The organism is Mesorhizobium sp. ES1-6 (assembly GCF_020164775.1).
In the GTDB taxonomy this organism is placed as follows: Bacteria; Pseudomonadota; Alphaproteobacteria; order Rhizobiales; family Rhizobiaceae; genus Mesorhizobium.
On record NZ_JAIUGU010000011.1, the window covers coordinates 177,011 to 197,556 of the forward strand.

General features: G+C 62.9%; 20 protein-coding genes. 7 read left to right on the forward strand and 13 right to left on the reverse strand.

Going from position 1 to position 20,546, the window contains the following annotated elements; genetic code table 11:
- Window positions 1-346 precede the first annotated feature (346 nt).
- On the forward strand, window positions 347-3,784 hold the full coding sequence (locus LB564_RS24350) for a class I SAM-dependent DNA methyltransferase (RefSeq protein ID WP_224541619.1): 3,438 nt from the start codon (window positions 347-349) through the stop codon (window positions 3,782-3,784).
- Between the two features lie 47 nt (window positions 3,785-3,831).
- Here the strand turns inward: LB564_RS24350 and LB564_RS24355 are convergent, their stop codons facing one another.
- The 3 genes from LB564_RS24355 to LB564_RS24365 form a co-directional block, all read right to left on the reverse strand.
- Window positions 3,832-4,500 (reverse strand): Abi family protein, encoded by a 669-nt coding sequence (locus LB564_RS24355; RefSeq protein WP_224541621.1) that lies wholly within the window; start codon window positions 4,498-4,500, stop codon window positions 3,832-3,834.
- Window positions 4,501-4,617: 117 nt separating this feature from the next.
- A complete protein-coding gene (locus LB564_RS24360; protein ID WP_224541623.1) occupies window positions 4,618-5,112 on the reverse strand; it encodes a helix-turn-helix domain-containing protein in 495 nt (164 codons plus the stop codon).
- Between the two features lie 780 nt (window positions 5,113-5,892).
- On the reverse strand, window positions 5,893-7,011 hold the full coding sequence (locus tag LB564_RS24365; protein WP_224541626.1) for an NADH:flavin oxidoreductase: 1,119 nt from the start codon (window positions 7,009-7,011) through the stop codon (window positions 5,893-5,895).
- A gap of 101 nt (window positions 7,012-7,112) precedes the next feature.
- Between LB564_RS24365 and LB564_RS24370 the strand changes: the two genes are divergently transcribed.
- Window positions 7,113-7,523: a winged helix-turn-helix transcriptional regulator gene (locus LB564_RS24370; RefSeq protein WP_224541628.1), complete on the forward strand. Its 411-nt coding sequence runs from the start codon at window positions 7,113-7,115 to the stop codon at window positions 7,521-7,523.
- Between the two features lie 111 nt (window positions 7,524-7,634).
- Window positions 7,635-8,471, forward strand: a complete 837-nt coding sequence (locus LB564_RS24375; RefSeq protein WP_411961783.1) for an NADPH-dependent F420 reductase — start codon at window positions 7,635-7,637, stop codon at window positions 8,469-8,471.
- Window positions 8,472-8,525: 54 nt separating this feature from the next.
- Here the strand turns inward: LB564_RS24375 and LB564_RS24380 are convergent, their stop codons facing one another.
- Window positions 8,526-8,909, reverse strand: a complete 384-nt coding sequence (locus LB564_RS24380; RefSeq protein WP_224541633.1) for a DUF4267 domain-containing protein — start codon at window positions 8,907-8,909, stop codon at window positions 8,526-8,528.
- A 100-nt stretch (window positions 8,910-9,009) separates the two neighbouring features.
- Between LB564_RS24380 and LB564_RS24385 the strand changes: the two genes are divergently transcribed.
- Window positions 9,010-9,576: a TetR/AcrR family transcriptional regulator gene (locus LB564_RS24385; RefSeq protein ID WP_224541634.1), complete on the forward strand. Its 567-nt coding sequence runs from the start codon at window positions 9,010-9,012 to the stop codon at window positions 9,574-9,576.
- 37 nt (window positions 9,577-9,613) lie between these two features.
- On the opposite strand, the gene LB564_RS24390 is transcribed toward LB564_RS24385, so the two are convergent.
- The 4 genes from LB564_RS24390 to LB564_RS24405 all read right to left on the reverse strand — a co-directional run bounded on the left by LB564_RS24390 (window position 9,614) and on the right by LB564_RS24405 (window position 13,656).
- Window positions 9,614-9,859, reverse strand: a complete 246-nt coding sequence (locus tag LB564_RS24390) for a MoaD/ThiS family protein (protein ID WP_224541636.1) — start codon at window positions 9,857-9,859, stop codon at window positions 9,614-9,616.
- A gap of 193 nt (window positions 9,860-10,052) precedes the next feature.
- Window positions 10,053-12,317 (reverse strand): xanthine dehydrogenase family protein molybdopterin-binding subunit, encoded by a 2,265-nt coding sequence (locus LB564_RS24395; RefSeq protein ID WP_224541638.1) that lies wholly within the window; start codon window positions 12,315-12,317, stop codon window positions 10,053-10,055.
- Between the two features lie 2 nt (window positions 12,318-12,319).
- The gene (locus LB564_RS24400) at window positions 12,320-12,796 is read right to left on the reverse strand and encodes a (2Fe-2S)-binding protein (RefSeq protein ID WP_140710556.1); all 477 of its coding nucleotides are present in this window, start codon (window positions 12,794-12,796) and stop codon (window positions 12,320-12,322) included.
- Window positions 12,796-13,656, reverse strand: coding sequence for an FAD binding domain-containing protein (locus LB564_RS24405; protein ID WP_224541640.1), 861 nt, complete (start codon window positions 13,654-13,656; stop codon window positions 12,796-12,798). The genes LB564_RS24400 and LB564_RS24405 overlap by 1 nt, the downstream gene beginning before the upstream one ends.
- Window positions 13,657-13,920: 264 nt before the next feature.
- On the opposite strand from LB564_RS24405, the gene LB564_RS24410 reads away from it, so the two are divergent.
- On the forward strand, window positions 13,921-15,069 hold the full coding sequence (locus tag LB564_RS24410) for an amidohydrolase (RefSeq protein WP_224541641.1): 1,149 nt from the start codon (window positions 13,921-13,923) through the stop codon (window positions 15,067-15,069).
- A 114-nt stretch (window positions 15,070-15,183) separates the two neighbouring features.
- Window positions 15,184-15,807: an FMN-binding negative transcriptional regulator gene (locus tag LB564_RS24415; protein ID WP_224541643.1), complete on the forward strand. Its 624-nt coding sequence runs from the start codon at window positions 15,184-15,186 to the stop codon at window positions 15,805-15,807.
- Between the two features lie 58 nt (window positions 15,808-15,865).
- Here the strand turns inward: LB564_RS24415 and LB564_RS24420 are convergent, their stop codons facing one another.
- The 5 genes from LB564_RS24420 to LB564_RS24440 all read right to left on the reverse strand — a co-directional run bounded on the left by LB564_RS24420 (window position 15,866) and on the right by LB564_RS24440 (window position 19,147).
- Window positions 15,866-16,798 (reverse strand): sigma-70 family RNA polymerase sigma factor, encoded by a 933-nt coding sequence (locus tag LB564_RS24420; RefSeq protein WP_224541645.1) that lies wholly within the window; start codon window positions 16,796-16,798, stop codon window positions 15,866-15,868.
- Window positions 16,795-17,553 carry an SDR family NAD(P)-dependent oxidoreductase gene (locus tag LB564_RS24425; RefSeq protein ID WP_224541647.1) on the reverse strand — a complete coding sequence of 253 codons (759 nt, stop codon included), beginning with the start codon at window positions 17,551-17,553 and terminating at the stop codon, window positions 16,795-16,797. The genes LB564_RS24420 and LB564_RS24425 overlap by 4 nt, the downstream gene beginning before the upstream one ends.
- 330 nt (window positions 17,554-17,883) lie before the next feature.
- Window positions 17,884-18,108, reverse strand: a complete 225-nt coding sequence (locus tag LB564_RS24430) for a hypothetical protein (protein ID WP_224541649.1) — start codon at window positions 18,106-18,108, stop codon at window positions 17,884-17,886.
- Window positions 18,109-18,117: 9 nt separating this feature from the next.
- A complete protein-coding gene (locus LB564_RS24435; RefSeq protein ID WP_224541650.1) occupies window positions 18,118-18,363 on the reverse strand; it encodes a hypothetical protein in 246 nt (81 codons plus the stop codon).
- A 91-nt stretch (window positions 18,364-18,454) separates the two neighbouring features.
- Entirely contained in the window at window positions 18,455-19,147 is a 693-nt protein-coding gene (locus tag LB564_RS24440) for a Crp/Fnr family transcriptional regulator (RefSeq protein ID WP_224541652.1), read from the reverse strand.
- A 351-nt stretch (window positions 19,148-19,498) separates the two neighbouring features.
- On the opposite strand from LB564_RS24440, the gene LB564_RS24445 reads away from it, so the two are divergent.
- Window positions 19,499-20,521 (forward strand): aminopeptidase, encoded by a 1,023-nt coding sequence (locus tag LB564_RS24445; protein WP_411910227.1) that lies wholly within the window; start codon window positions 19,499-19,501, stop codon window positions 20,519-20,521.
- The last annotated feature ends 25 nt before the right edge of the window (window positions 20,522-20,546 follow it).

The following is a 20,546-nucleotide window of genomic DNA, read 5'->3' on the forward strand; positions in this document are numbered from 1 at the left end:
GCGAAACGGTTTTCGGTTCGGCGGAGCAAACCGAGCGGCCCGAATGGCTGCGCCCGCAGAACCACCGGGGAAATTCTCGTCTATCCCACCAACCCCAAGCGCGACCACTTGGTCGACCCTATCTGGATCGAACTGCTGCTGGGGGTTTAGGGTGCGAAGCAACTGCCGGCCAAAATCGAAGTGCATCTGAGTCCGCCGTGAGACTTTTCTATCTGGCCGGTTTGGGGTCCGTTGTCCTTCGTTGAATAACAGCTGCATTGGTTAAATCTAGCTCGGTTGCATTGCCGGCAGCGATAGTATCTGGGCGTATTATATTTTTGATAACCACGCGATGCCAGTATAGCACGTGGGACACGGGCAAAATCTTAATAGAGAGTTATCCATCGCCGATTTCATCGGGCGATGGTCAAATCTTGATGGCGGTCAGGAGCGCGCCAATTACTCGCTTTTCCTGGCAGAGTTTTGTGACGTCATTGAGGTAAGAAGACCTGATCCGGCTCTGGCTACACACGACTTCAACGATTATGTATTCGAACGTCGCGTCGAGCGAAAGCGTCCCGACGGAACAACGGAAGCCGGACGCATCGACCTCTATAAACGTGGTTGCTTCATTCTGGAAGCAAAGCAGAGCCGTCTCCGTGGTGGTAAGAAAGCGGTGCCGGAAGGCCAGGCGGACTTATTCGCCGAGACAGAGAGCGGTCTTGACACTGCCACATCAGGTCTTGATCACGTGATGGTCCAGGCCCGTCGGCAGGCAGAACGGTATGCCGCGTCGTTGCCTGCTGATCACCCATACCCGCCATTCATCATCGCATGCGATGTCGGGCGCGCTATCGAACTCTATGCCGATTTTTCCGGCCACGGCCGCCACTATGCGCAGTTTCCCGACGCGCGGCAGTTCCGCATCGAACTCAGCCAGTTGGCAAATTCCGAGACGCGAGATCTACTCCGCACCGTCTGGCAAGAGCCTCAATCGTTAGATCCGGCAAAAAAGACGGCAAAAGTCACTCGTGAGATTGCCGGGCGACTCGCTGAAATCTCCAAGGCCCTTGAAGGGCGAGGCTTTGAAGCTCGCAGTGTCGCAGTTTTCCTCATGCGTTGCCTTTTCACAATGTTCGTTGAGGACGTCGGCCTCCTTCGCAAGAAGGGTTTCACGGAGCTTCTGACAAAGTGTCTCGACGATCCCACAAGGTTTACGTTCGAAATTGACGACCTTTGGCGTCACATGGATCGCGGAGACTATTCACCTGGCATTGGCGAAAGGCTGCTTCGGTTCAACGGCAAGCTGTTCAAGAACGCTGCATCCCTTCCGCTCATGGAAGAGGAAATACGTCTGCTTCGCGACGCGTCGGATGCAGATTGGCGTGATCTGGAGCCAGCTATATTCGGCACCCTGTTCGAGCAGGCGCTGGATCCCGATGAAAGAAAACGCTTGGGAGCGCACTACACGCCGCGTGCCTACGTCGAAAGGGTCGTTGATGCGACCATTATAGAACTCCTGACCAAAGACTGGATCAGTCATCAATCGGCTGCCGCGCGCGAACTCCGCGATGGTTCCAAGGCGGCGGCCATTCGCGAGATCGAAGACTTCCTTCGCCACCTAGCCTCGGTGCGGGTACTCGACCCGGCATGCGGCACAGGGAACTTCCTCTATGTCGCCCTCCGACGGATGAAGCAGTTGGAGGGCGAAGCGCTCAAACAATTGCAGGATATTGCAGGCGATGAGGCAGTCGCAAGGGTTGAGAATATCTCGGTAAAGCCGGAGCAGTTCTTCGGCATGGAGCTCAACAAACGAGCTGTGGAAATCGCCGAACTGGTTCTTTGGATCGGATACATCCAGTGGCACTTGCGCACACGCGCTACCGTACCCCCCGAGCCAGTCTTGGGGAGCAGTGACCATGTCCACGCGAAGGATGCCCTCCTCACTTGGTCAGGCTATCCGCATCCGCAGCTACAACGCGACGCGGTAGGAAAGCCCGTGAGCGACACTCAAGGCAACGAGACCTACGCCTATCCGAATGCGATCAGCGCGGACTGGCCGGAGGCAGACTTTATCGTTGGGAATCCCCCGTTCATCGGTGGAAAGGACATTCGCGGGCGCCTCGGAACCGGCTACGCCGAAGCCTTATGGGACGCCAATCCGCAAATGAATCCTGCAGCGGATTTCGTTATGTACTGGTGGGACCGTGCAGCTGAGCTGCTCGTGAGGAAGGGAACTCGACTACGTCGCTTCGGCTTCGTCACGACGAACTCCATAACACAGGTATTTCAGCGGCGAGTCCTTGAGAGACACCTGTCGGGCACTTCTCCGGTTTCGATTGTGCTCGCCGTTCCGGATCATCCATGGACCAGAGCGTCGAAGGACGCCGCTGCGGTGAGAATTGCGATGACCGTAGCCGAAGCTGGCGAGCGGGATGGTGTGATGCGCCTGTTGACGCGGGAGGAAGGTCTAGACACTGACGAACCAATGATCGAGTTCGTTGAACGCAAGGGTAGAATCAACGCGGACTTGTCGATTGGAGCAAACACGGACAAGGTCAAGGACCTCGTTAGCAACAGCGCTATAGGCTATCGAGGGGTTCAATTGATGGGCAGCGGTTTCATCGTCTCGAAAGAGGTGGCCGTTCGACTCGGTGTTGGAATGCGACAGGGTCTAGATAAACATGTCCGTGAATATCGGAATGGCAAGGATCTGACATCGCGGCCGCGCGGAGTGATGGTGATCGATCTGTTTGGGACTTCCTCGGACGAGGTTCGACGCGATTTTCCCGAGATATACCAGCACCTCTTGGACACTGTGAAGCTGGAGCGGGACAAAAATAACCGGGCGTCTTACCGAGACAAATGGTGGTGGTTCGGTGAGCCCCGAAGGGAACTGCGACCAGCAATCGAAGGATTGTCCCGGTACATCGCGACAGTCGAAACGATGAAGCATCGGATATTCCAGTTCATCGACCGCCAAGTGCTTCCAGATAACAAACTTGTCGTTATAGCACTCGATGACGCTTTCGCTCTCGGCGTACTTTCATCGTGCGTTCATGTGAACTGGTCACTGGCGGCGGGTGGCAGGTTGGGGGTTGGAAACGATCCAGTTTATGTGAAATCCAAGTGCTTCGATCCCTTCCCTTTTCCTGATGCCAACGCTTCCGCCCGCGCCGAGATTGGAGCGATTGCAGAGGAACTTGACGAAACACGCAAACGGGTGCTTGCGGAGCATCCCGACATAACGCTGACCGCGCTTTATAATGTTCTCGAATCCGTCGTGGCGGGTACGCACTATCTCTCTCGTAAGGAGCAGGATATCCGAAGCCGCGGCCGTGTCCTGATACTGCGGGAACTTCACAACCGACTCGATTCCGCCGTTCTGAAATCCTATGGCTGGCCGGCAGATATTGACGTCGAGCAAATGCTTGGTGGCCTTGTCCGGCTGAACGAGGTCCGCGCGGCCGAAGAGCGCCGCGGCTTCATCAAGTGGCTGCGCCCCGAGTATCAGATCGAAAAGATTGGCCCGCTGGCACACCGTAGCGACCGCATCCAAGCGATCCTTTCCACCAAAGTGAAGAGCAGAAAGACAGTCTTCCCATCCGCGCGTCTGGAGCAAGCTCAGGCCGTGCTAGAAATCATGGAGCGGGCGAAGGAGCCTCTATCGGCCGAAGAAATAGCTGCGACGTTTGCATCACCGGAAAGGACCCTTACCGAAGTACGAGACGTTCTGCAGTCATTGGTCCGTCTCGGCCAAGCGGAAAGCTACGACACCGGAAGAAGCTTCTTTCGAGCGGCATAGGCACTGCGCAGAAACGGCGACATTCGGATTCGCGTTATGTGGGCAAGTCACTCCGCTTTAAGCGAGACTAGCGGAATGCCATCTTTGGGGTACAGGGCGTCGAAGCGGCTGCAACTCGTGCACCACTCGGCCGCGACCGGCGACAGCCAAGTGATCAGCTGGATGATGTTACGATAATGTTTCGGCAGGTCCCAATGCAGGACCGTCTCATGGTGGGCCAAACGGTTGCGCAATGTCCGGATGGCACCGAGTGACTTGGTAAAGTCCTTACGGCGAAGCCCCTTGCCGTCCTCGCGTCTGGCGATGTCCTTCAGGGTGATCTGCCACAGATTCTCATATTCCTTTCCCAGCATGGCGGTCCAATAGCCGAAGGTAAGGGAGGCCACGATTCGGCCCGGGGTCTCGTCCTTGCCCTTCTCCTTGAGGTCGACGCGGGCCTTTTCAAGCATGTCGGGCTGCACACCATTGAGCTGGTGCTCTGGCATGTCGAACCATGCCTCGCCATAAACCTTGCTCATGACCTGATGGATGCGGTTGCGCAGGGCCACTTCGAGCATGTGCAGGGGGGTGTAGAGGCTCTCGGACAGAACCGCATTGAGGGTGTAGAGTTCTACCGCCCTATTGCGGTTGCCCCCAGCCCACCCTAGATAGGTACCGAATCTGTCCACCGAGAGGGTGTCCTCAATACCTGTGTATGTGTAGTCCTTGGTGTCCATGTCACTATGGGGTTGATTTCTCCCCCACCCTACCGTATATTGACCTAGTAAACCCCGGTACCGTCTCTGCCCTAGGCATGCGGCCGGGGTAACTCTTTTCTGGGGTAGGCCTGTTCCCTACCCCTTATCCTTCGGTCGCTTACCCTTGGGCGTCTCGACCCGCTTCCTCTCGGCCACTCGCTTCTTCTTCTCCTCCGCGAACTCCGGTTCAATAGCTTGGATCTTCGCGATGAGCCCGTCGAGATGATAGGTGTTGGCGCCCCAGTCCCCTGCCGAAGTCTTGTGCTGTTCCCTGTGGATGAGGCCCGCCTTCTCCAACGCCTTCATGTTGGGCTTGATGCTCGACATCTTTATGCCGATGCGGTCGGCTAACTGCTGCTTAGTAGGGAAGGGAGGCCGATCCCGCGACCAGTACAGGTCAAGGAGGTGCATCAACAGGCAGAACTGCGTGCTGTTGATGCCGAGCCTATGCTGTGACCTGATGAGGATGGTCGGGATGGCAGCATAGCCATGAGCTTTGACCTTCTTGCCCCAGATCTTCTCAAAATTGTTCGGCGCGTCATCGGCCGCCTTTGTAGGGAAAGGGACGATGGTGTTCTTTGCAGTGCTCATTATCGATCTCGCAAAACGTTGAACTGATGCGAGACATAAGGGCGTCGTGCGGCTTTGCGCAATGGGGGCGCCGCATAGAGGTAGGGCAATATTCTACCCGAGGTGCCTATACGTGTTTCGGCTATGCGGCAGTTCCGTTGAATGGATCACGCTGCTTGGTGGTTACGTTCTGTGCCCGACCTCGGTTAGAACCATAACCTACCGTGGGGGATTAGTCTAACCCACCTCTCAGCATTTTTCGTCATTTTTCTGCAGTTTCGGGTTTGCAGCACCCTATAGACCCCAATTTCAGCGTGTACGCCGACAGGCTGCTACTGTCAGTCGATCCGCCGTTCCTTATTCGCGCAGACTGTCATCAGGTTGTAAATGGCACCACTGGCATCGTCTTCGACCACGTTCCGATAAATCGTCCATCGATCGCCACCGCAGTCCCCTGTCGATCCATGGCTCGAATCCGGGATACTGTTCAGCTAGTTTCCCGAGCAGCTTCCCTATGTCCTTGGCCTCAGCCTTGCTCTTGCCTCCGGCGACCTGGCCAAGCGCCCCAGAGCGTCACTTCGACCATCGCGCGCCGGAGCATCGTCCTACCCTTCCAGTTCCGAAACGCCCGCCGAAAGGATGCAGTGCTCGTCGGCCAGACGGCCCTGCCGCGACCGATGCTTTAAGGCACCACCGCCGCCCTCCCCGCAAGCAAGCGCGCGCTAATCGAAACAGCCCCACGATCCAGCAAAAATCAGCAGGCGGGCGCGGCACGCAAATGCCCTCGCCCGCCCGCCGTCATCACACCAATTCGGCCAGGGCCGCTGCTTCGAAGCCGTTCAGCGCATCGTACTGGCCGCCCTCGACCTTTGCCACCCAGTGCGGGTCGCTGAGAATGGCGCGGCCGACGGCGATCAGGTCGAACTCGTCGCGCTCCATCCGCTCGATCAGGCGGTCGAGGCTTGCCGGGGTCGATCCCTCGCCGGCAAAGGCGGTGGCGAAGTCCTTTTCGAGGCCGACCGATCCAACGCTGATCGTCGCGGCGCCGGTCACCTTCTTGGCCCAGCCGGCGAAGTTGAGGCCGTTCTCGCCATCGATCTCGGGGAATTCCGGCTCCCAGAAGCGGCGCTGCGAGCAGTGCACGATGTCGACACCGGCTTCCACCATCGGCAGCAGCCAGTCCTCCATGACCGCCGGCGTTTCGGCGAGCTTCACGGCGAGGTCCTGCTGCTTCCACTGGCTGAACCGCATGATGATCGGGAAATCGGGGCCGACCGCGGCGCGGACGGCGGCGACGATCTCGCCGGCGAAGCGCGACCGCTCCTTGATCGTCGGGCCGTTGTAACGGTCGGTGCGCAGGTTGGTGCCCGCCCAGAAGAACTGGTCGACCAGGTAGCCATGCGCGCCGTGCAGCTCGACCGTATCGAAGCCGAGCCGCCTGGCGTCGGCGGCCGCCTTGGCGAAGGCCGCCACGGTATCGGCGATGTCCTCCTCGGTCATCGCGACGCCGCGCGGCTGATCCGGCCCGATCAGCCCGGACGGGCTCTCGACCGGCGCGTCCGGCTCCCAGCCATTGAGGTAGCGGGTGGAACCGGTATGCCAGAGCTGCGGCGCCATGCGCCCGCCGGCCTGGTGGACGGCGTCGATGATGTCCTTCCATCCCGCCAGCGCCGCCTCGCCGTGGAACAGCGGAATGCCGCCATCATTGCGCGAGGCGGGGCGATCGACGACCGTTCCTTCCGACAGGATCAGCCCGACCTGTCCTTCCGCCCGGCGCCGGTAATAGGCCACGTTCGCCGCGCCGGGCACGCCGTCGGGCGCGAACAGCCGCGTCATCGGCGCCATGACGATGCGGTTCTTCAGTTTGAGCGACCCGATGGCGAAGGGACGGAACAGGGTGCTGGTATCTGCGTGCGACATTAATCAAAACTCCGTTGTGATCGATGCCGCATAGGTATAAAACGTAGACCTGACGTCAATTAGGCACTTTAAATCGCCCAGGTCTATCGAAGGAAACCGCAATGCCCAGTCTGGATCCGAAATGCTTCTCGTCGGACTGCCCGAGCCGCGTGCTGTTCGACCAGATCGCCGACAAGTGGTCGATGATGGTGCTGACCGTGCTGGAGGACGGACCGCACCGGTTCAACGGCATCCGGCGCCGCCTGGAGGGCGTGACCCAAAAGGCGCTCACGCAGTGCCTGCGCCGCCTCGAGCGCAACGGCCTGATCTCCAGGCAGGTGCTGTCGCTGTCGCCGGTGGCGGTGCAGTACCAGATCACGCCCCTTGGCCACACATTGCATGAGCCGTTTCGGGCACTCTATCAGTGGACGCTCGCCAACATGGCCGAGGTCGATGCCGCCCGCCAGCTCTTCGACGCCTCCGCCGGCGCCATGACGCCGATTGACGTTTCGCGGCTCAAATCGGCCGCCTGACCCCCGCGACAATCCGGTCCTGTGTCTTGCCAGGTGCTGATGCGACCACGGGCTTGGCGATATCCCGAGCCCTACCAGCGCACCTCCAGGTGCCTGATTGACGCCAGGTTCATGACGGATAGTTGTGGACATGGTGGCGTTGCCGCCGCCCGTCCGCGATCGGCGTCCGACCCATCGTCGCCCGCGGCATCGAACGATTTGAAGGGAAGAAACATGAAGATCGGCATCATCGGCGCGGGCAATATCGGCGCAACGCTGGCGCGGAAATTTTCGGCGAACGGCCACACGGTCAAGCTCGCCGCGACCAGGAGCCCCGACAAGCTGCGCGACCTGGCCGGGACGGTTGGCGCGCAACCCGTCACCCCGACCGAAGCGGTGAAGGACGTCGACGTCGTCGTCGTGTCCATCCCGTTTGGCAAAAACCCTGAACTCGCCCCGCTGTTCGCCGGTGTGCCGGCGAACGTCGTCGTCATCGATACCTCGAACTACTATCCCCTGCGCGACGGCAACATCGCCGAAGTGGACAATGGCGTGCCCGAGAGCGTCTGGTCGAGCGCCCAATTCGGCCGCCCGGTGGTGAAGGCCTTCAACGCCATTCTGGCCGGCGTGCTGGCCGACGCCGCAAAACCGCGCGGCGCGGCCGACCGGATCGCCATTCCAATTGCCGGCGATGACGCGGCCGCCAAGGCCGTTGCGTCGCGGCTGGTGGACGAAACCGGCTTCGACCCGGTCGACGCCGGAGACCTTGCCGACTCATGGCGCCTGCAGCCGGGCACGCCGGCCTATTGCACGTCCCTGCCGGCGGGTGCTCTGCGCGACGCGCTGGCGGCGGCGGACAAGGCCAGCGCACCGCGCAACCTCAGGGATCTCATGGCCAGGCTCGGCGCCGCCTTCCCCAGCACCGAGGACATGACCGCGCTGAACCGCGAGCTCAACAGCAGGAGGTAGTGGGCTTACGACGGTTGGCCAGCAGGTGGCGCCGCGCCGGTTTGGGCGCGGTTTTCACTTTGCGCCGACGATGAGGCAGACGCCGGCTGCGACAATGACCAGCCCCGTCAGGCCATGCATGCCAAAGGCCAGCGCCCTGCTTCCGCGCGACCGAAGGACGGTCGCCATGTCGCCAAACGCGATGAGGCTGGCCAGGAGCAGGAATTCGCCGAGCAGGCGCGGCGTGCTGTTGGCCATCAGCAGGATGACAAAAGGGCCCGACGCGATATCGCGCGTGCCCTTCACTGATAGCCATGCGGTGAATCCGGCCGATGGCGGCGGTGAACCGGCGATGCCAAAGCCCGCCGCCGCGGTGCCCGGCGCCAACCAGAAGCGCGCGCCAAGGAAAATGATTGCGGCGGCTATCAGGCCGGAAAGTCCATATCCGATTTGTAGCATGAGAAACTCCTGTCAGTTGCAGATATGCTAGCGCTGCTAGGATTGTGCGTCAACAGAAATCTAGCATTGACAGAAAATTGAGCGCCGATAGGGTTGGCCCATGTCAATCGCGGAACGCAAAGAGCGCCAGCGCGCTGAGCGCTATGAACTGATCCTGGCGGCGGCGCGCGAGTTGGCGGAAGCCGACGGCTGGGACGCTGTCACCACGCGCCGTCTTGCGGAGCTGATCAATTATAGCCAGCCGGTTCTCTACAGCCACTTCAAGGGAAAGGCCGACATCATGGCCGCGGTGGCCAAGAGAGGGTTCGAGGAACTTGCAACGCGATTGAAAACGGCGAACGACACCGGCGCTCCGGACGTTTTGCGCAGCGTGTGTGCCGCCTATCTCGATTTTGCCCGCTCGCGGCCGGTCGTCTACGAGGCGATGTTCGTCTTGCCGACGATGATCAAGTTCGCCAGCGAGGAAACGCCGACAGCCCTTCGTGCCGCCTTCGACGCGTTGGTCGCCGCACTTGGGCCAAATCGGCAAGAGCCGGTATTTCTGGCCGAAGTGCTATGGAGCGCCTTGCATGGAATGGCCGTCCTCATGCAATCCGAACGCATCCCGACGGCGGGCGCCGAGCTTCGGTTGAATATCCTCGTCCAAAAATTCAGCAATGACGACTGAGAGGGCGTTGACGGGGCCTGATGCCTTGCGCGCCCCACTACCCCCCCGCCAATCTCGGCAGCAAAAATATCTCCGCCCCCGGCGGCAGCGTCTTCGACCACGTATCCCGATAGATCACCCCGTCGATCGCCACCGCTATGCCGCGGTCGATCCATGGTTCCAGGCCGGGATACTGTTCAGCGAGTTTCCTGAACAGCTCCCTTATGTCCTTGGCCTCGACCTCGACCTTGCTCTTGCCTCCGGCGACTTGGCTGAGCGCGCCCCAGAGGGTGACTTCGACCATCAGCGCTTCGGTGTGCCGATATTCAGGTGAGGCCGGCCTGCAAATGGCAGCTTCCCGCGCTTCCCCGTTCTACTGCGTCGCAGTAGAACTGAGCTCACGTACTTAAATACGCTCCGCTCCGGTTCTCGGAACCCGCCACTTTCGGCTCGGCCTGACCTGAATCTCAACACACCTTATCCCTAGCTTTCGCCCTCTACCCTTCCCGTTCCGCCTCGATCGCCGCGAGAATGCGCGGCGGCGACATCGGGATGTGAGTCATGCGCACGCCGGCCGCGTTCGACACCGCGTTGGCGATCGCCGCCAGCGGCGGCACGATCGAGGTTTCGCCGACGCCGCGCACGCCATAGGGGTGGTTGGGGTTGGGGATTTCCAGGATCTGCGTGTCGATCATCGGCAGGTCGGAGCAGACCGGGATGCGGTAGTCGAGGAAGCCGGCGTTCTGCAGCCGACCGTCCTTGCCGTATATATACTCCTCGTTGAGCGCCCAGCCGATGCCTTGCGCGGCACCGCCCTGATACTGGCCCTCGACATAGGTCGGGTGCACCGCCTTGCCGGCATCCTGCACCACCGTGTAGCGGATCACCCTGGTCGCGCCCGTCTCGGGGTCGACCTCGACGTCGCATATATGGGTGGCGAAGGACACGCCGGCGCCGTCGGCGACGAGCTCGCTATGGCCGGCGATCGGCCCGCCGGTGGTGCCGGATTTGGCCGCGATCTCCTTCAGCGACAGCTTGCCGAGATTGCCGTGCTTCTCGCCCTTGGCGACCGCATGGCCCTGTTCCCAGACGACGTCGTCGACGGAGATATCCCACATCTGCGCGGCGCGCTCGCGCAGGATCTTGATCGCGTTGCGGGCGGCCGAGATCGTCGCCATCGAGGACGAGAAGGTGCCCCGGCTGCCGTCGGTCATGTCGTTATAGCCGAGGCTCGACGTGTCGGCGACAACGGCCTTGAGCTGGGCATAGTCGATGCCGAGCTCCTCCGCCGCCACCAGCGACAGCGAGGCGCGGGAACCGCCGACATCGACGGTGCCCACGGCGAGCGACACCGAGCCGTCCATGCCGATGTTCAGGTCGACGCAGGTCTGGCCGCCGAAATTGAACCAGAAGCCGCAGGCCATGCCGCGTCCCTGGTTTGCCTTGAGCGGCGCCTTCATGTGCGCATGGTTCTTCACCGCTTCCAGCGTCGGGCCGATGCCGATCGGTCCATAGACCGGGCCGTAGGAGGAGCGTGTGCCTTCCTGGGCGGCGTTCCTGATGCGGAACTCGACCGGATCCATGCCGATCTCCTTGGCGAGTTCGTCGACCGCACTTTCCACCGCGAAGGCCGCCATCGGCGCCGACGGCGCGCGATAGGCGGCGGTCTTCGGCCGGTTGACCAGCACTTCGTAGCCGACGGTCTTGACGTTATCGAGCTTGTAGCAGGCGAACGCCGTCATGGCGCCGATCTCGGCCCAGGAGCCGGCATAGGGGCCGGCGGAATAGCGCAGCGTCGCTTCGGCCGCCGTGATGGTGCCATCCTTGCGCGCGCCGATCTTGACGTCGATCGAGGTGGCGCTGGTCGGTCCCGAGGCGCGAAAGACCTCGTCGCGGGTCATCACCAGCTTCACCGGCCGGCCGGCCTTGCGCGACAGGGCCAGCGCCACCGGCTCGGCCCAGACATGGGTCTTGCCGCCGAAACCGCCGCCGATCTCGGACGAGGTGACGCGCAGCTTCGAGGCTTCCATGCCAAGCAGTTGCGCGCAATGCTGGCGGTAGACGAAATGGCCCTGCGTGCAGACCCACAGCTCCGCCGTGCCGTCGGTGCTGACATTGGCCACGCAGGCATGCGGCTCGATATAGCCCTGGTGCGTCTGCTCGGTCTTGAACGAGCGCTCGACGATGAAATCGGCTGCCCCAAAACCCTGATGCACGTCGCCATGGCCGAACTGCGAGCGCTTGGTGACGTTGGACGGTTTTGCCGGCTTTTGCTCCAGCCCCTCGGTGAAGATCGTGTCGTTGATCAGCGGGGCGTGGTGCCCCATCGCCTCGTCGACATCGGTGACATGCGGCAGCACCTCGTAGTCGACCTCGATCAGCTTCAGCGCCTGCCTGGCCGTGCGGGCGTCGATCGCCGCGACCGCGGCCACCGCGTGGCCGTCATAGAGCGCTTTGGTGCGCGCCATGCAATTGTCGAGGATGTCGTACATGGCGGCATCGCCATCGGTGAGGTCAGGCAGGTCGGCGGCGGTGATCACCGCCTTGACGCCCGAAAGCGCTTCCGCCTTGGACGTGTCGATCTTGCGGATTTTCGCATGCGCGTGCGGGCTCCGCAGCACGCGGCCGACCAGCTGGCCGGCCATGTTGAAGTCGGCGCCATAGCGGGCGCGGCCGGTCACCTTGTCGACGCCGTCGGGACGGATCGGGCGCGTGCCGACGGAAGCGAATTTACGGCCGGAAAAACGTGGATCGAAATTCATGCTCACGCTCCCTTCATCACGATTGCCGCATCCTGGACTGCGCGCACGATCTTGTCATAGCCGGTGCAGCGGCAGAGATTCCCCGCCAGCCCGAAGCGGATTTCCTCTTCGGTCGGGTCGGGGTTTTTCGCCAGCAGGTCCTTGGCCGCGATCAGGAAGCCCGGCGTGCAGATGCCGCATTGCAGCGCGGCATGCTCGAGGAATTTCTGCTGCAGCGGGTGCAGCCTGTCGCCATGCGCCATGCCCTCGACGGTCTCGATGCGGCGGCCTTCGGCTTCCGCGCCCAGCACCAGGCACGAACAGACCAGCCGGTCGTCGAGGATGATCGAGCAGGCGCCGCAGTCGCCGGTGCCGCAGCCTTCCTTGGCGCCGGTCAGCCCGAGCCGGTCGCGCAGCACGTCGAGCAAGGGCTCGTCGGGCTGGCAGAGATATTCGACCGCGTCGCCGTTGATTGTGGTTGAAACCGCTACACCAGCCATCATTTGCCTCCTGCACGTGCATAGGCGGTCTGTGCGGCCCGCCTGGCCAGCACGCCCGCAACCTTGCGTCTGAATTCGATTGTGCCTCTTTTGTCGTCGATCGGGCGGCAGGCCCCGGAACAGACCTTGGCCAGCCGCTCCAGTGCTGCCTCGTCGAGCTTGCGGCCGATCAGGGCCTCGGCCGCTTCTTCGACCAAAAGCACGGTCGGCGCGGCGGCGCCGATCGCCACGCGGGCCGCCGTCACGACGCCCGCTTCGTCGAGCGTCAGGTTGACGCCGGCGCTGACCACGGCGATGTCCATTTCGGTGCGCGGAATGAACCTGAGATACGCATCGGCAGAGCGCGGCGCTTGGCTGCCGAGCAGGATCGCCTCGATGATCTCGCCCTTGGCAAGCGATGTCCGCCCCGGTGCGGTCGGCACGGTCTCGACGGCAATGGTGCGCTTGCCCGCCGGGCCGACGACCACCGCCCTGGCGCCCGCCGCCACCAGCGCCGGCACGCTGTCGGCCGCCGGCGAGGCGTTGCACAGATTGCCAACGATGGTGCAGCGTCCCTGCACCTGCTTCGAGCCGATCAGCTTGGCCGCCTCGACCACGCCTGGCCAGGCCTTCTTCAAGGCAGCGTTCTCGCCCAGCACGGCGCAAGGCACGGCGGCGCCGATGCTGAAACCGTCGGCGGTTGCCCGGATTTCGGACAGGCCCGTGATCCCCTTGATGTCGATGATCAGTTCGGGTTCGACAAAGCCGCCCTTCATCCTCACCAGCAGGTCACTGCCTCCGGCAAGGATTGCGGCCGGGCCGGCAGATCCGGCCAGTTGGCCGACGGCGTCTTCGATTGAAAGCGGACGTATGTAGCGCATCGTCTCCCCTTGGTATGGCGATTTCAGCGACCGTTATAAACAATCGTCTCATAATGACCATCCGGTTCGTGGGCCGAGGCGATTGGGCCAGGTGCGGCAAAATGCGATCCACCTGAAGGGCAACACGCCAAAGGGGAGCGTCAGCCAGACTTGCGCGTTTGGGGACTGGATGCCGCCCTGGCCCGCCGAAGCTCCGGAGTTGGACCGTGGCCGGCACGGCGGTTTGCCGATAGCAATTCGTGAGCGCAGCGGAGGCGAAAGACCATGACCCTGACCAATCGCGACATCGTCGAACTGACCGAGTGGCGGCGCGCCCTGCACCGGCGGCCGGAAATCTCCAACGAGGAGGAGAAGACGGCGCAAGCGGTGGTCGCCTTCCTCGCCGACACCGGGCCGGACAAGGTGCTGACCGGCCTCGGCGGACACGGCGTCGCGGCGGTCTATGACAGCGGCAAAAACGGACCAACCGTCCTGTTTCGCTCCGAACTCGATGCGCTGCCGATCGAGGAACTGTCCGGCGTGCCGCACGCCTCGCAAGTGCCGGGCAAATCGCATATGTGCGGCCATGACGGGCACACCGCGATCCTGGCGTCGCTTGGCCGCCAGTTCGGCCGCGCGCGGCCAGCCAGCGGCCGCGTCGTCTTGATGTTTCAGCCGGCCGAGGAAACCGGCAATGGCGCGGCCGGCGTGGTCGCCGATCCGCGCTTCGGCGAGATCGCGCCCGATTTCGCCTTCTCGCTGCACAATCTGCCCGGCGTGCCGTTCGGCGAGGTCAGGCTCAAGCCCGGCGTGGTCAACTGCGCCTCGCGCGGCATGCGTATCGTGCTGGAAGGCAAGACCGCGCACTCCTCCATGCCCGAGACCGGCATTTCGCCGATGAAGGCGATTTCCGAACTGATGCCGGCGCTGCCCGCGCTCGGCCGCGCGACCTTCGCCGACGATGATTTCGCCATGGTCACGGTTACCCACGCCGAGATGGGCGAAGCCGTGTTCGGCATCGCCCCCGCCCATGCCGAGGTCTGGGCGACGCTGCGCACCCGCCGCGACGAGCGCATGGCCGACCTCTGTGCCGCCGCCGAGGCGCTGGTCAGGGAGATTGCTGGCCGCCACGGCCTCGCGGCCAGTTGGGACTATCACGAGATCTTCGTCGCCAGCGTCAACGCGCCCGACGCGGTCGAACATCTGCGGCGCGCTCTCGATGAAGAAGCCGTCGCGCATGGCGAGGAAGCCTTGCCGATGCGCGCCTCGGAAGATTTCGGCCTGTTCGGCCACAGCGCCTCGTCGGCGATGTTCTTCCTCGGCGCCGGCGAACGCCACCCCGCCCTGCACAATCCCGACTACGACTTTCCCGACGACCTGATCCCGATCGGCTCGAAAATCTTCATGCGCACGGCGCGCAACCTTCTCGGCTGATTTCAGCGGGCAAGGGCCATCTCCAATCAACTGGCCGGTGGGACTCCTCCAACTGGATATTTCCGACGGGCCCGATTGTGTGGCATCTGTCAGGCCAATGCGAGGAGTTCGACCATGTACACGCCGCCCGCCTTCCGCGATGACGACAGGGACAGCCTCATCGCGTCGATCCGCGCCGCGCGGCTGGCGAACTTCGTCACCGCCACGGCGGACGGGCCGTTGGCCACCCCGCTGCCGCTTTTCCTCGACGAGACCGAGGGCGAGCATGGCGTCATCCACGGCCATCTGGCCCGGGCCAACCCGCAATGGCGTGTTCCCGCGATTGGCGACGGGCTCGCCATCTTCATGGGGCCGGACGCCTATGTGACGCCGGCCTGGTACGCCACCAAGCAGGAAACCGGCAAGGTCGTGCCGACCTGGAACTACGCAGCCGTTCATGCCTACGGGCCGGTCGAGTTCTTCGAGGATGCCGACAGGCTGCTGGAGGTCGTCACCCGGCTGACCAACCTGCATGAGGGCGCCCGGACGGCCCCCTGGGCGGTGTCGGACGCGCCGCCCGACTTCATCCAGTCGCAGCTTCGCGGCATTGTCGGCCTGCGCATGCCGGTCGTGAGGCTCGAAGGCAAGCGCAAGATGAGCCAGAACCGCAACGCCGCCGACCGCGCCGGCGTCGCCGCCGGGCTGGCCGCCAGCGAGCGGCCGTCCGACCGCGAGGTCGCCCCCCTCATCCCATCGTGAGGGTGTCGATCAGGCCCGCTGCCGTCAGGCGTTGATCCGGCCCGCGACCTCAAGTCGCCTATCGGCGTCCACCACTGGAAAATCCGGCCTCCCGTGCCAGCACCAGGTTGGCGTCGTCGAGGATATAGCGGACATAACGGTAGTCGCGAATGAAGCTGATCCGGCCTCCGCGCCATTCCAGCCACATGAAATGATGAGGCTTCGCGTCGGTCCGGTCCTGAAACACCGCGATCACCTCGCGGCCCTCGACCCATGCCGGCCTGAGCCACACGCCATCGCCCTTGGCGTAGATGGTGAAGAACATGCCGACATCGCTGGCGCCCGCGCGTGACGGGTGCATGGACTGCTGGAGCTTCACGTCGTCGGCAAGCAGCGCGCGCAAGCCGTCCCAGTCGCGCTGGTTGAACAGGCTGACGTAACGCACCACGGCGGCGGAAGCGATGCGCGCGTCGGGAAGCGGATTGGCCCCGGCATTGATCTGCCGAAGCCGGGCGCGGCCGCGCGCCAGATGCCCCTTCACGGCATCGACGGTGATGCCAAGCAAAGCGGCGATGTCGGCCAGCGGCTCGTCCAGCACGTCCCTCAGGATGACCACGCCGCGTTGCGGCACAGGAAGCTCCGCGAAGCGCGACACGGCGGTTTGCACGGCTTGCCTGCGCATCAGCACCTCCACCGGATCGGGCTTGGTGTCGTCGGCGATGTCGAGCGCCGCCTCGATCGGCTCCGCGGCGCGGATCGCGCGGTTGCGCAACAGGTCGAGCGCCCGGTTATGAGCGATGCGGAACAGCCAGGGCCTGAGTTGCGGCACCTCGCTCAACTCGTCGAGCGCCAGGACGGCGCGGGCGAACGTGTCCTGCACCACATCCTCGCCGTCGATGACCGAGCCCATCAGGCGCGAACAATAGCGATGCAGCTCAGGCCGCAGCGCGGCGGCAAGGGCAAGCAGCCCCTCCTGCCGGTCGCGCTCCACGGCTGTCTTTCCGTCGCTCAAGGACCCGCGCCCTCCATGATGGTCACGCCCGCATCGCCGCTGAGGCCGAACACGACGCCCTCGGCATAATGCGGGTCTTCGAGCAGGCAAACCACCCTGTCGCCAAACGCCCGGGGCGGCATCGGCGCGCCGAAGCGGGTGATGAACTGCTCCGGCGTGATGCCCATCGACCCGGCATAGGCGCTCGCCGCCGCATCGCCAATCCCGGTGCCGAGGATCATCTGCCGTGGCAGGATCGCCTGGAAGCGTATGTCGAGGCCTTTCTCCCGCGCCACGCCATTGGCGTATTTGGCCATGAACCAGAGCATGCGCTTGGCGCCGCCATAGCCGCCCGACATTTGCGACCCGGTGACGGCCGCACCGCTCGACCCGACCAGCACCCGGCTGCCCGGCCCGAGCGGCAGGTTCAGCGCCGCCTGCAGCCAGTAGAGCCCGGCCTTGACGTCGGTTTCCCAGGCAATGGAGAAATCCTCCCACTTCAACTGGTCCAGCCGCCCCATGCGCGGCGTGACGCCAGCGTTGAGCACCACTATATCGGGGCGGACCTCGCCCAGAATGCGATAGGCCGCGTCCTTGTCGGTGACATCGGCCGCGATGGTGGCGACCCCGAGCCGCGCGCCGACCGCCTCCAGCGCCTCCGCGCCCCGCGCGACGACAGTCACATCGGCACCCTGTTCGACCAGCGCTTCGACCAATCCGAGGCCAAGCCCACGGCTGCCGCCGGTGACCACGATCTTTTTATCCTTGAGGCTCATTGGATCCTGCTCCAGTGTTTCACTGTAGCTAAGACGTTCGAAGGTTGGGGAAAGAGTCAGCGGTGGGCGAGATTTGGTGATGGCGTCCGGATATGACCTGCCAAATGGGTCGGAGCGGACCGGCGGCTTTCGCTCCCTTGTCGAGGCGGAATATCCCGTCATTGCCACCTTGGGAATCCGCGGTTCGTCCCATGTGCCGAGATATTTCCCGCAAACGGCGCAGCTGATTGGCGTTGAAGGTTGGACGTCGGCGGGGATCCGAAGGCGGATCGTCCCGCAAAAGGTGCATTCCAAACGTGGTCCAGATAGTCGCCGACGAGTTGTCTTCATTCAGGAAATGTTGGCGTCGAATTCAATTGCAAAGCCCGCGTCGATGGCGGCACGTGCGACCTGATCGCCCAGTTGCCAGTCCGTGAACTCGCAAAGTGGAAACATCGCTCTCATGGCATGGACAGCCTCGGAGATCGAAATGCTGGGGTTGTCGACATTATCGAGCAGGTAGCGGACAATCGCCTGCCTGACGTCCGAAAAGGCTGTCTGCGCGACCGCGGGCATCTCGCGTACCTAGGAATGAAGCCGCATTTCCGCGCCCTCGGGCATCGCTGCGTCGAAGGTGACGGGAATGCCGTGGACTATGCAGGCCGCCGCCAGCATCCCCTCCAACTCGCGGTCGGTAGCCCCGCAGGCCGGCATAAATGTTCGGATGGCGCGGATTGCCCGGGCGATGGAAAGAAACCGGGCTCGGCCCCTGGAAAGGACATAGGCCTCGGTCGCCTTTTCCACTGTGACACGGTGAAAAGCGCAGGTCATTGCGAGCTCCTCCCTGAACTCGAACCAACGTGATTTACGCCCTATTATCCGCGCCCATCAAGCTTATGTACGATTGCGGACAGTCAGTCGGCTACAATGCCGAATGCCTCTGCTCCTCCTCTCCGTAGGCGCCGTGAGTGAGCTTTATCAGTCCGCTGCGATCGACGATCGTGATCTCGCCACGCCTGGCCTGGACAAGCCCCCGATATTCAAGCATTTGGAGGGCCGTGGTGACCCCAGGGCGCCGGGCGCCCAGCATGGTGGCCAGAAATTCATGTGTCAGGTAGATCCTGTCTCCTGACGAGCGATCGTGGACCATCAGCAGCCACCGAGCCAACCGCTCCTCGATCTTCGAGTGGCCGTTGACCAGCGCGGTCCGGGAAGCCTGGATGAGGAAGGCGTTGGCATAGCCCAGTAACGATTCGCGAAGAGTCGGGCTTTTCGCGAGGGCCGCGCGAAGATTTTCAACCGGCAGGCGCCAGCCCTGACTGGCGACTTGAATATAGGTTTCGTTGGGAGAGCTCTCCTGGCCGAGAATGACCGTAACGCCGGTCATTCCATCGTGGCCGATGATGCCGACTTCGCACTGTCGCCCTCCGGTCATGATGGCGACCACCGAAGCGATCCCGGATTCGGGAAAATACACATGCTCAATACGCTGATGGGGATACTCCAACCTGGCTTTGATCCCCAGTTCGACGTGATGCATCGACGGCTGCAGGAGCGTGAAATCCTCCGGAGACAAGGTTTTAAGCACGTGGTTGCGAAAAATGGATTGAGGCATGGCTCCTCTCCCGTTGCGGGCAAGAGCACTTTCCTCTCACTGTCGGCGGCATCCGTACGTGACTGGCGGCCGATACCGAAAGCATAGGCTTCGGACCGGGGCTTAGCAACGACCGGGTCGGTGCGGACGCCCCTTGTCGTCGTCGTCGATGATGTCAGCCTCCAGGAAGGAGCAAAGCCGATTTCGGTGAACGAAACGAAGGCGCATGGCAACCATGTGGCTTGAACCCGGCGACCGCCGGCTTTAAGGCCGTGCCCAGTGGACGCCCCGCCGCACATATGCTCCATGGGCAGGTGACGAAGCGGTGGGGAAGAAGTGAAGCGCGTTTTTCGGTTGTTTGTCGCGGCGATGATGGGGGCCGCAGTGGGCGGTTGCACCAGCGTTTCCTACTATGCGCAATCGCTGGAGGGCCATGTCCGGATCATGGCCGCGCGCCAGGACGTCGGAAAACTGATCGAGGCCCCTTCGACGCCGGAGGCGTTGCGCGCCAGGCTGACCTCGGCCAGCGCGATCAGGCGCTTCGCCACGGACGAACTGGCGCTGCCCGACAACAGCAGCTATCGCAGCTATGTCGACATCCACCGGGATGCCGTGACCTGGGCCGTTTTTGCCGCGCCGCAATTCTCGCTCACGCCGAAAACATGGTGCTTTCCGGTTTTCGGCTGCGTTCCCTACCGGGGTTATTTCGACCGGAAATCGGCGGCGCAAAGCGCCGTCGCACTGCATGGACAGGGGCTGGACGTCTATGTCAGCGGCGTCACGGCCTATTCGACGCTGGGCTGGTCCAGCGATCCGCTGCTCTCGACCATGCTGCGCCAGGACGACACCTATCTGGCAAGCCTCGTCTTTCATGAACTGGCGCATCAGCGCCTCTATGTGAATGGCGATTCCGCGTTCAACGAGGCTTTCGCCGTTGCCGTCGAAACCACCGGCACGAGAAAATGGCTGCGCGCCGCCGGCGATCGCGCCGGATTGCGCCGCTACGAAGCCGATCGCAAGCGCAGCGCCGATTTTCTCGCTTTGGTGGCGAAAACCCGCGACGAGTTGCGGCAGGTCTATGAAAGCCCCCGCACCCCGGAGCAGATGGCGGCAGCCAAGGCAGCCACGCTCGAGAGGCTGCGGGCCCGCTACCGGCGGATGCGCGACAGACGCTGGGCCGGATACAAGGGATATGACGCCTGGTTCGAGGCCCCGATCAACAACGCCAAGCTCGCCGCGACGTCCGTCTACGGCGAACAGGTTCCGGCGTTTCTTCGCTTATTCGACCTGTGCTCGGGCGATTATCCCAGGTTCTACGCGTCCGTTCGACGGATCGCCGATCTGCGCGGACCTGCCCGTGCCGAAGCGCTCCAGGCCGCGACCACCTGCGATTGACTCGGACAAGCACGGGGGGGCCTTT

Coding starts and splice junctions, on each gene's coding strand:
- LB564_RS24435 (WP_224541650.1), bottom strand. CDS start 18,363: ATGACCTGCGCTTTTCACCGTGTCACAGTGGAAAAGGCGACCGAGGCC.
- LB564_RS24365 (WP_224541626.1), bottom strand. CDS start 7,011: ATGTCGCACGCAGATACCAGCACCCTGTTCCGTCCCTTCGCCATCGGG.
- LB564_RS24445 (WP_411910227.1), top strand. CDS start 19,499: ATGGGGGCCGCAGTGGGCGGTTGCACCAGCGTTTCCTACTATGCGCAA.
- LB564_RS24405 (WP_224541640.1), bottom strand. CDS start 13,656: ATGCGCTACATACGTCCGCTTTCAATCGAAGACGCCGTCGGCCAACTG.
- LB564_RS24415 (WP_224541643.1), top strand. CDS start 15,184: ATGTACACGCCGCCCGCCTTCCGCGATGACGACAGGGACAGCCTCATC.
- LB564_RS24440 (WP_224541652.1), bottom strand. CDS start 19,147: ATGCCTCAATCCATTTTTCGCAACCACGTGCTTAAAACCTTGTCTCCG.
- LB564_RS24370 (WP_224541628.1), top strand. CDS start 7,113: ATGCCCAGTCTGGATCCGAAATGCTTCTCGTCGGACTGCCCGAGCCGC.
- LB564_RS24430 (WP_224541649.1), bottom strand. CDS start 18,108: ATGCCCGCGGTCGCGCAGACAGCCTTTTCGGACGTCAGGCAGGCGATT.
- LB564_RS24425 (WP_224541647.1), bottom strand. CDS start 17,553: ATGAGCCTCAAGGATAAAAAGATCGTGGTCACCGGCGGCAGCCGTGGG.
- LB564_RS24400 (WP_140710556.1), bottom strand. CDS start 12,796: ATGGCTGGTGTAGCGGTTTCAACCACAATCAACGGCGACGCGGTCGAA.
- LB564_RS24410 (WP_224541641.1), top strand. CDS start 13,921: ATGACCCTGACCAATCGCGACATCGTCGAACTGACCGAGTGGCGGCGC.
- LB564_RS24395 (WP_224541638.1), bottom strand. CDS start 12,317: ATGAATTTCGATCCACGTTTTTCCGGCCGTAAATTCGCTTCCGTCGGC.
- LB564_RS24355 (WP_224541621.1), bottom strand. CDS start 4,500: ATGGACACCAAGGACTACACATACACAGGTATTGAGGACACCCTCTCG.
- LB564_RS24390 (WP_224541636.1), bottom strand. CDS start 9,859: ATGGTCGAAGTCACCCTCTGGGGCGCGCTCAGCCAAGTCGCCGGAGGC.
- LB564_RS24375 (WP_411961783.1), top strand. CDS start 7,635: ATGACGGATAGTTGTGGACATGGTGGCGTTGCCGCCGCCCGTCCGCGA.
- LB564_RS24360 (WP_224541623.1), bottom strand. CDS start 5,112: ATGAGCACTGCAAAGAACACCATCGTCCCTTTCCCTACAAAGGCGGCC.
- LB564_RS24385 (WP_224541634.1), top strand. CDS start 9,010: ATGTCAATCGCGGAACGCAAAGAGCGCCAGCGCGCTGAGCGCTATGAA.
- LB564_RS24380 (WP_224541633.1), bottom strand. CDS start 8,909: ATGCTACAAATCGGATATGGACTTTCCGGCCTGATAGCCGCCGCAATC.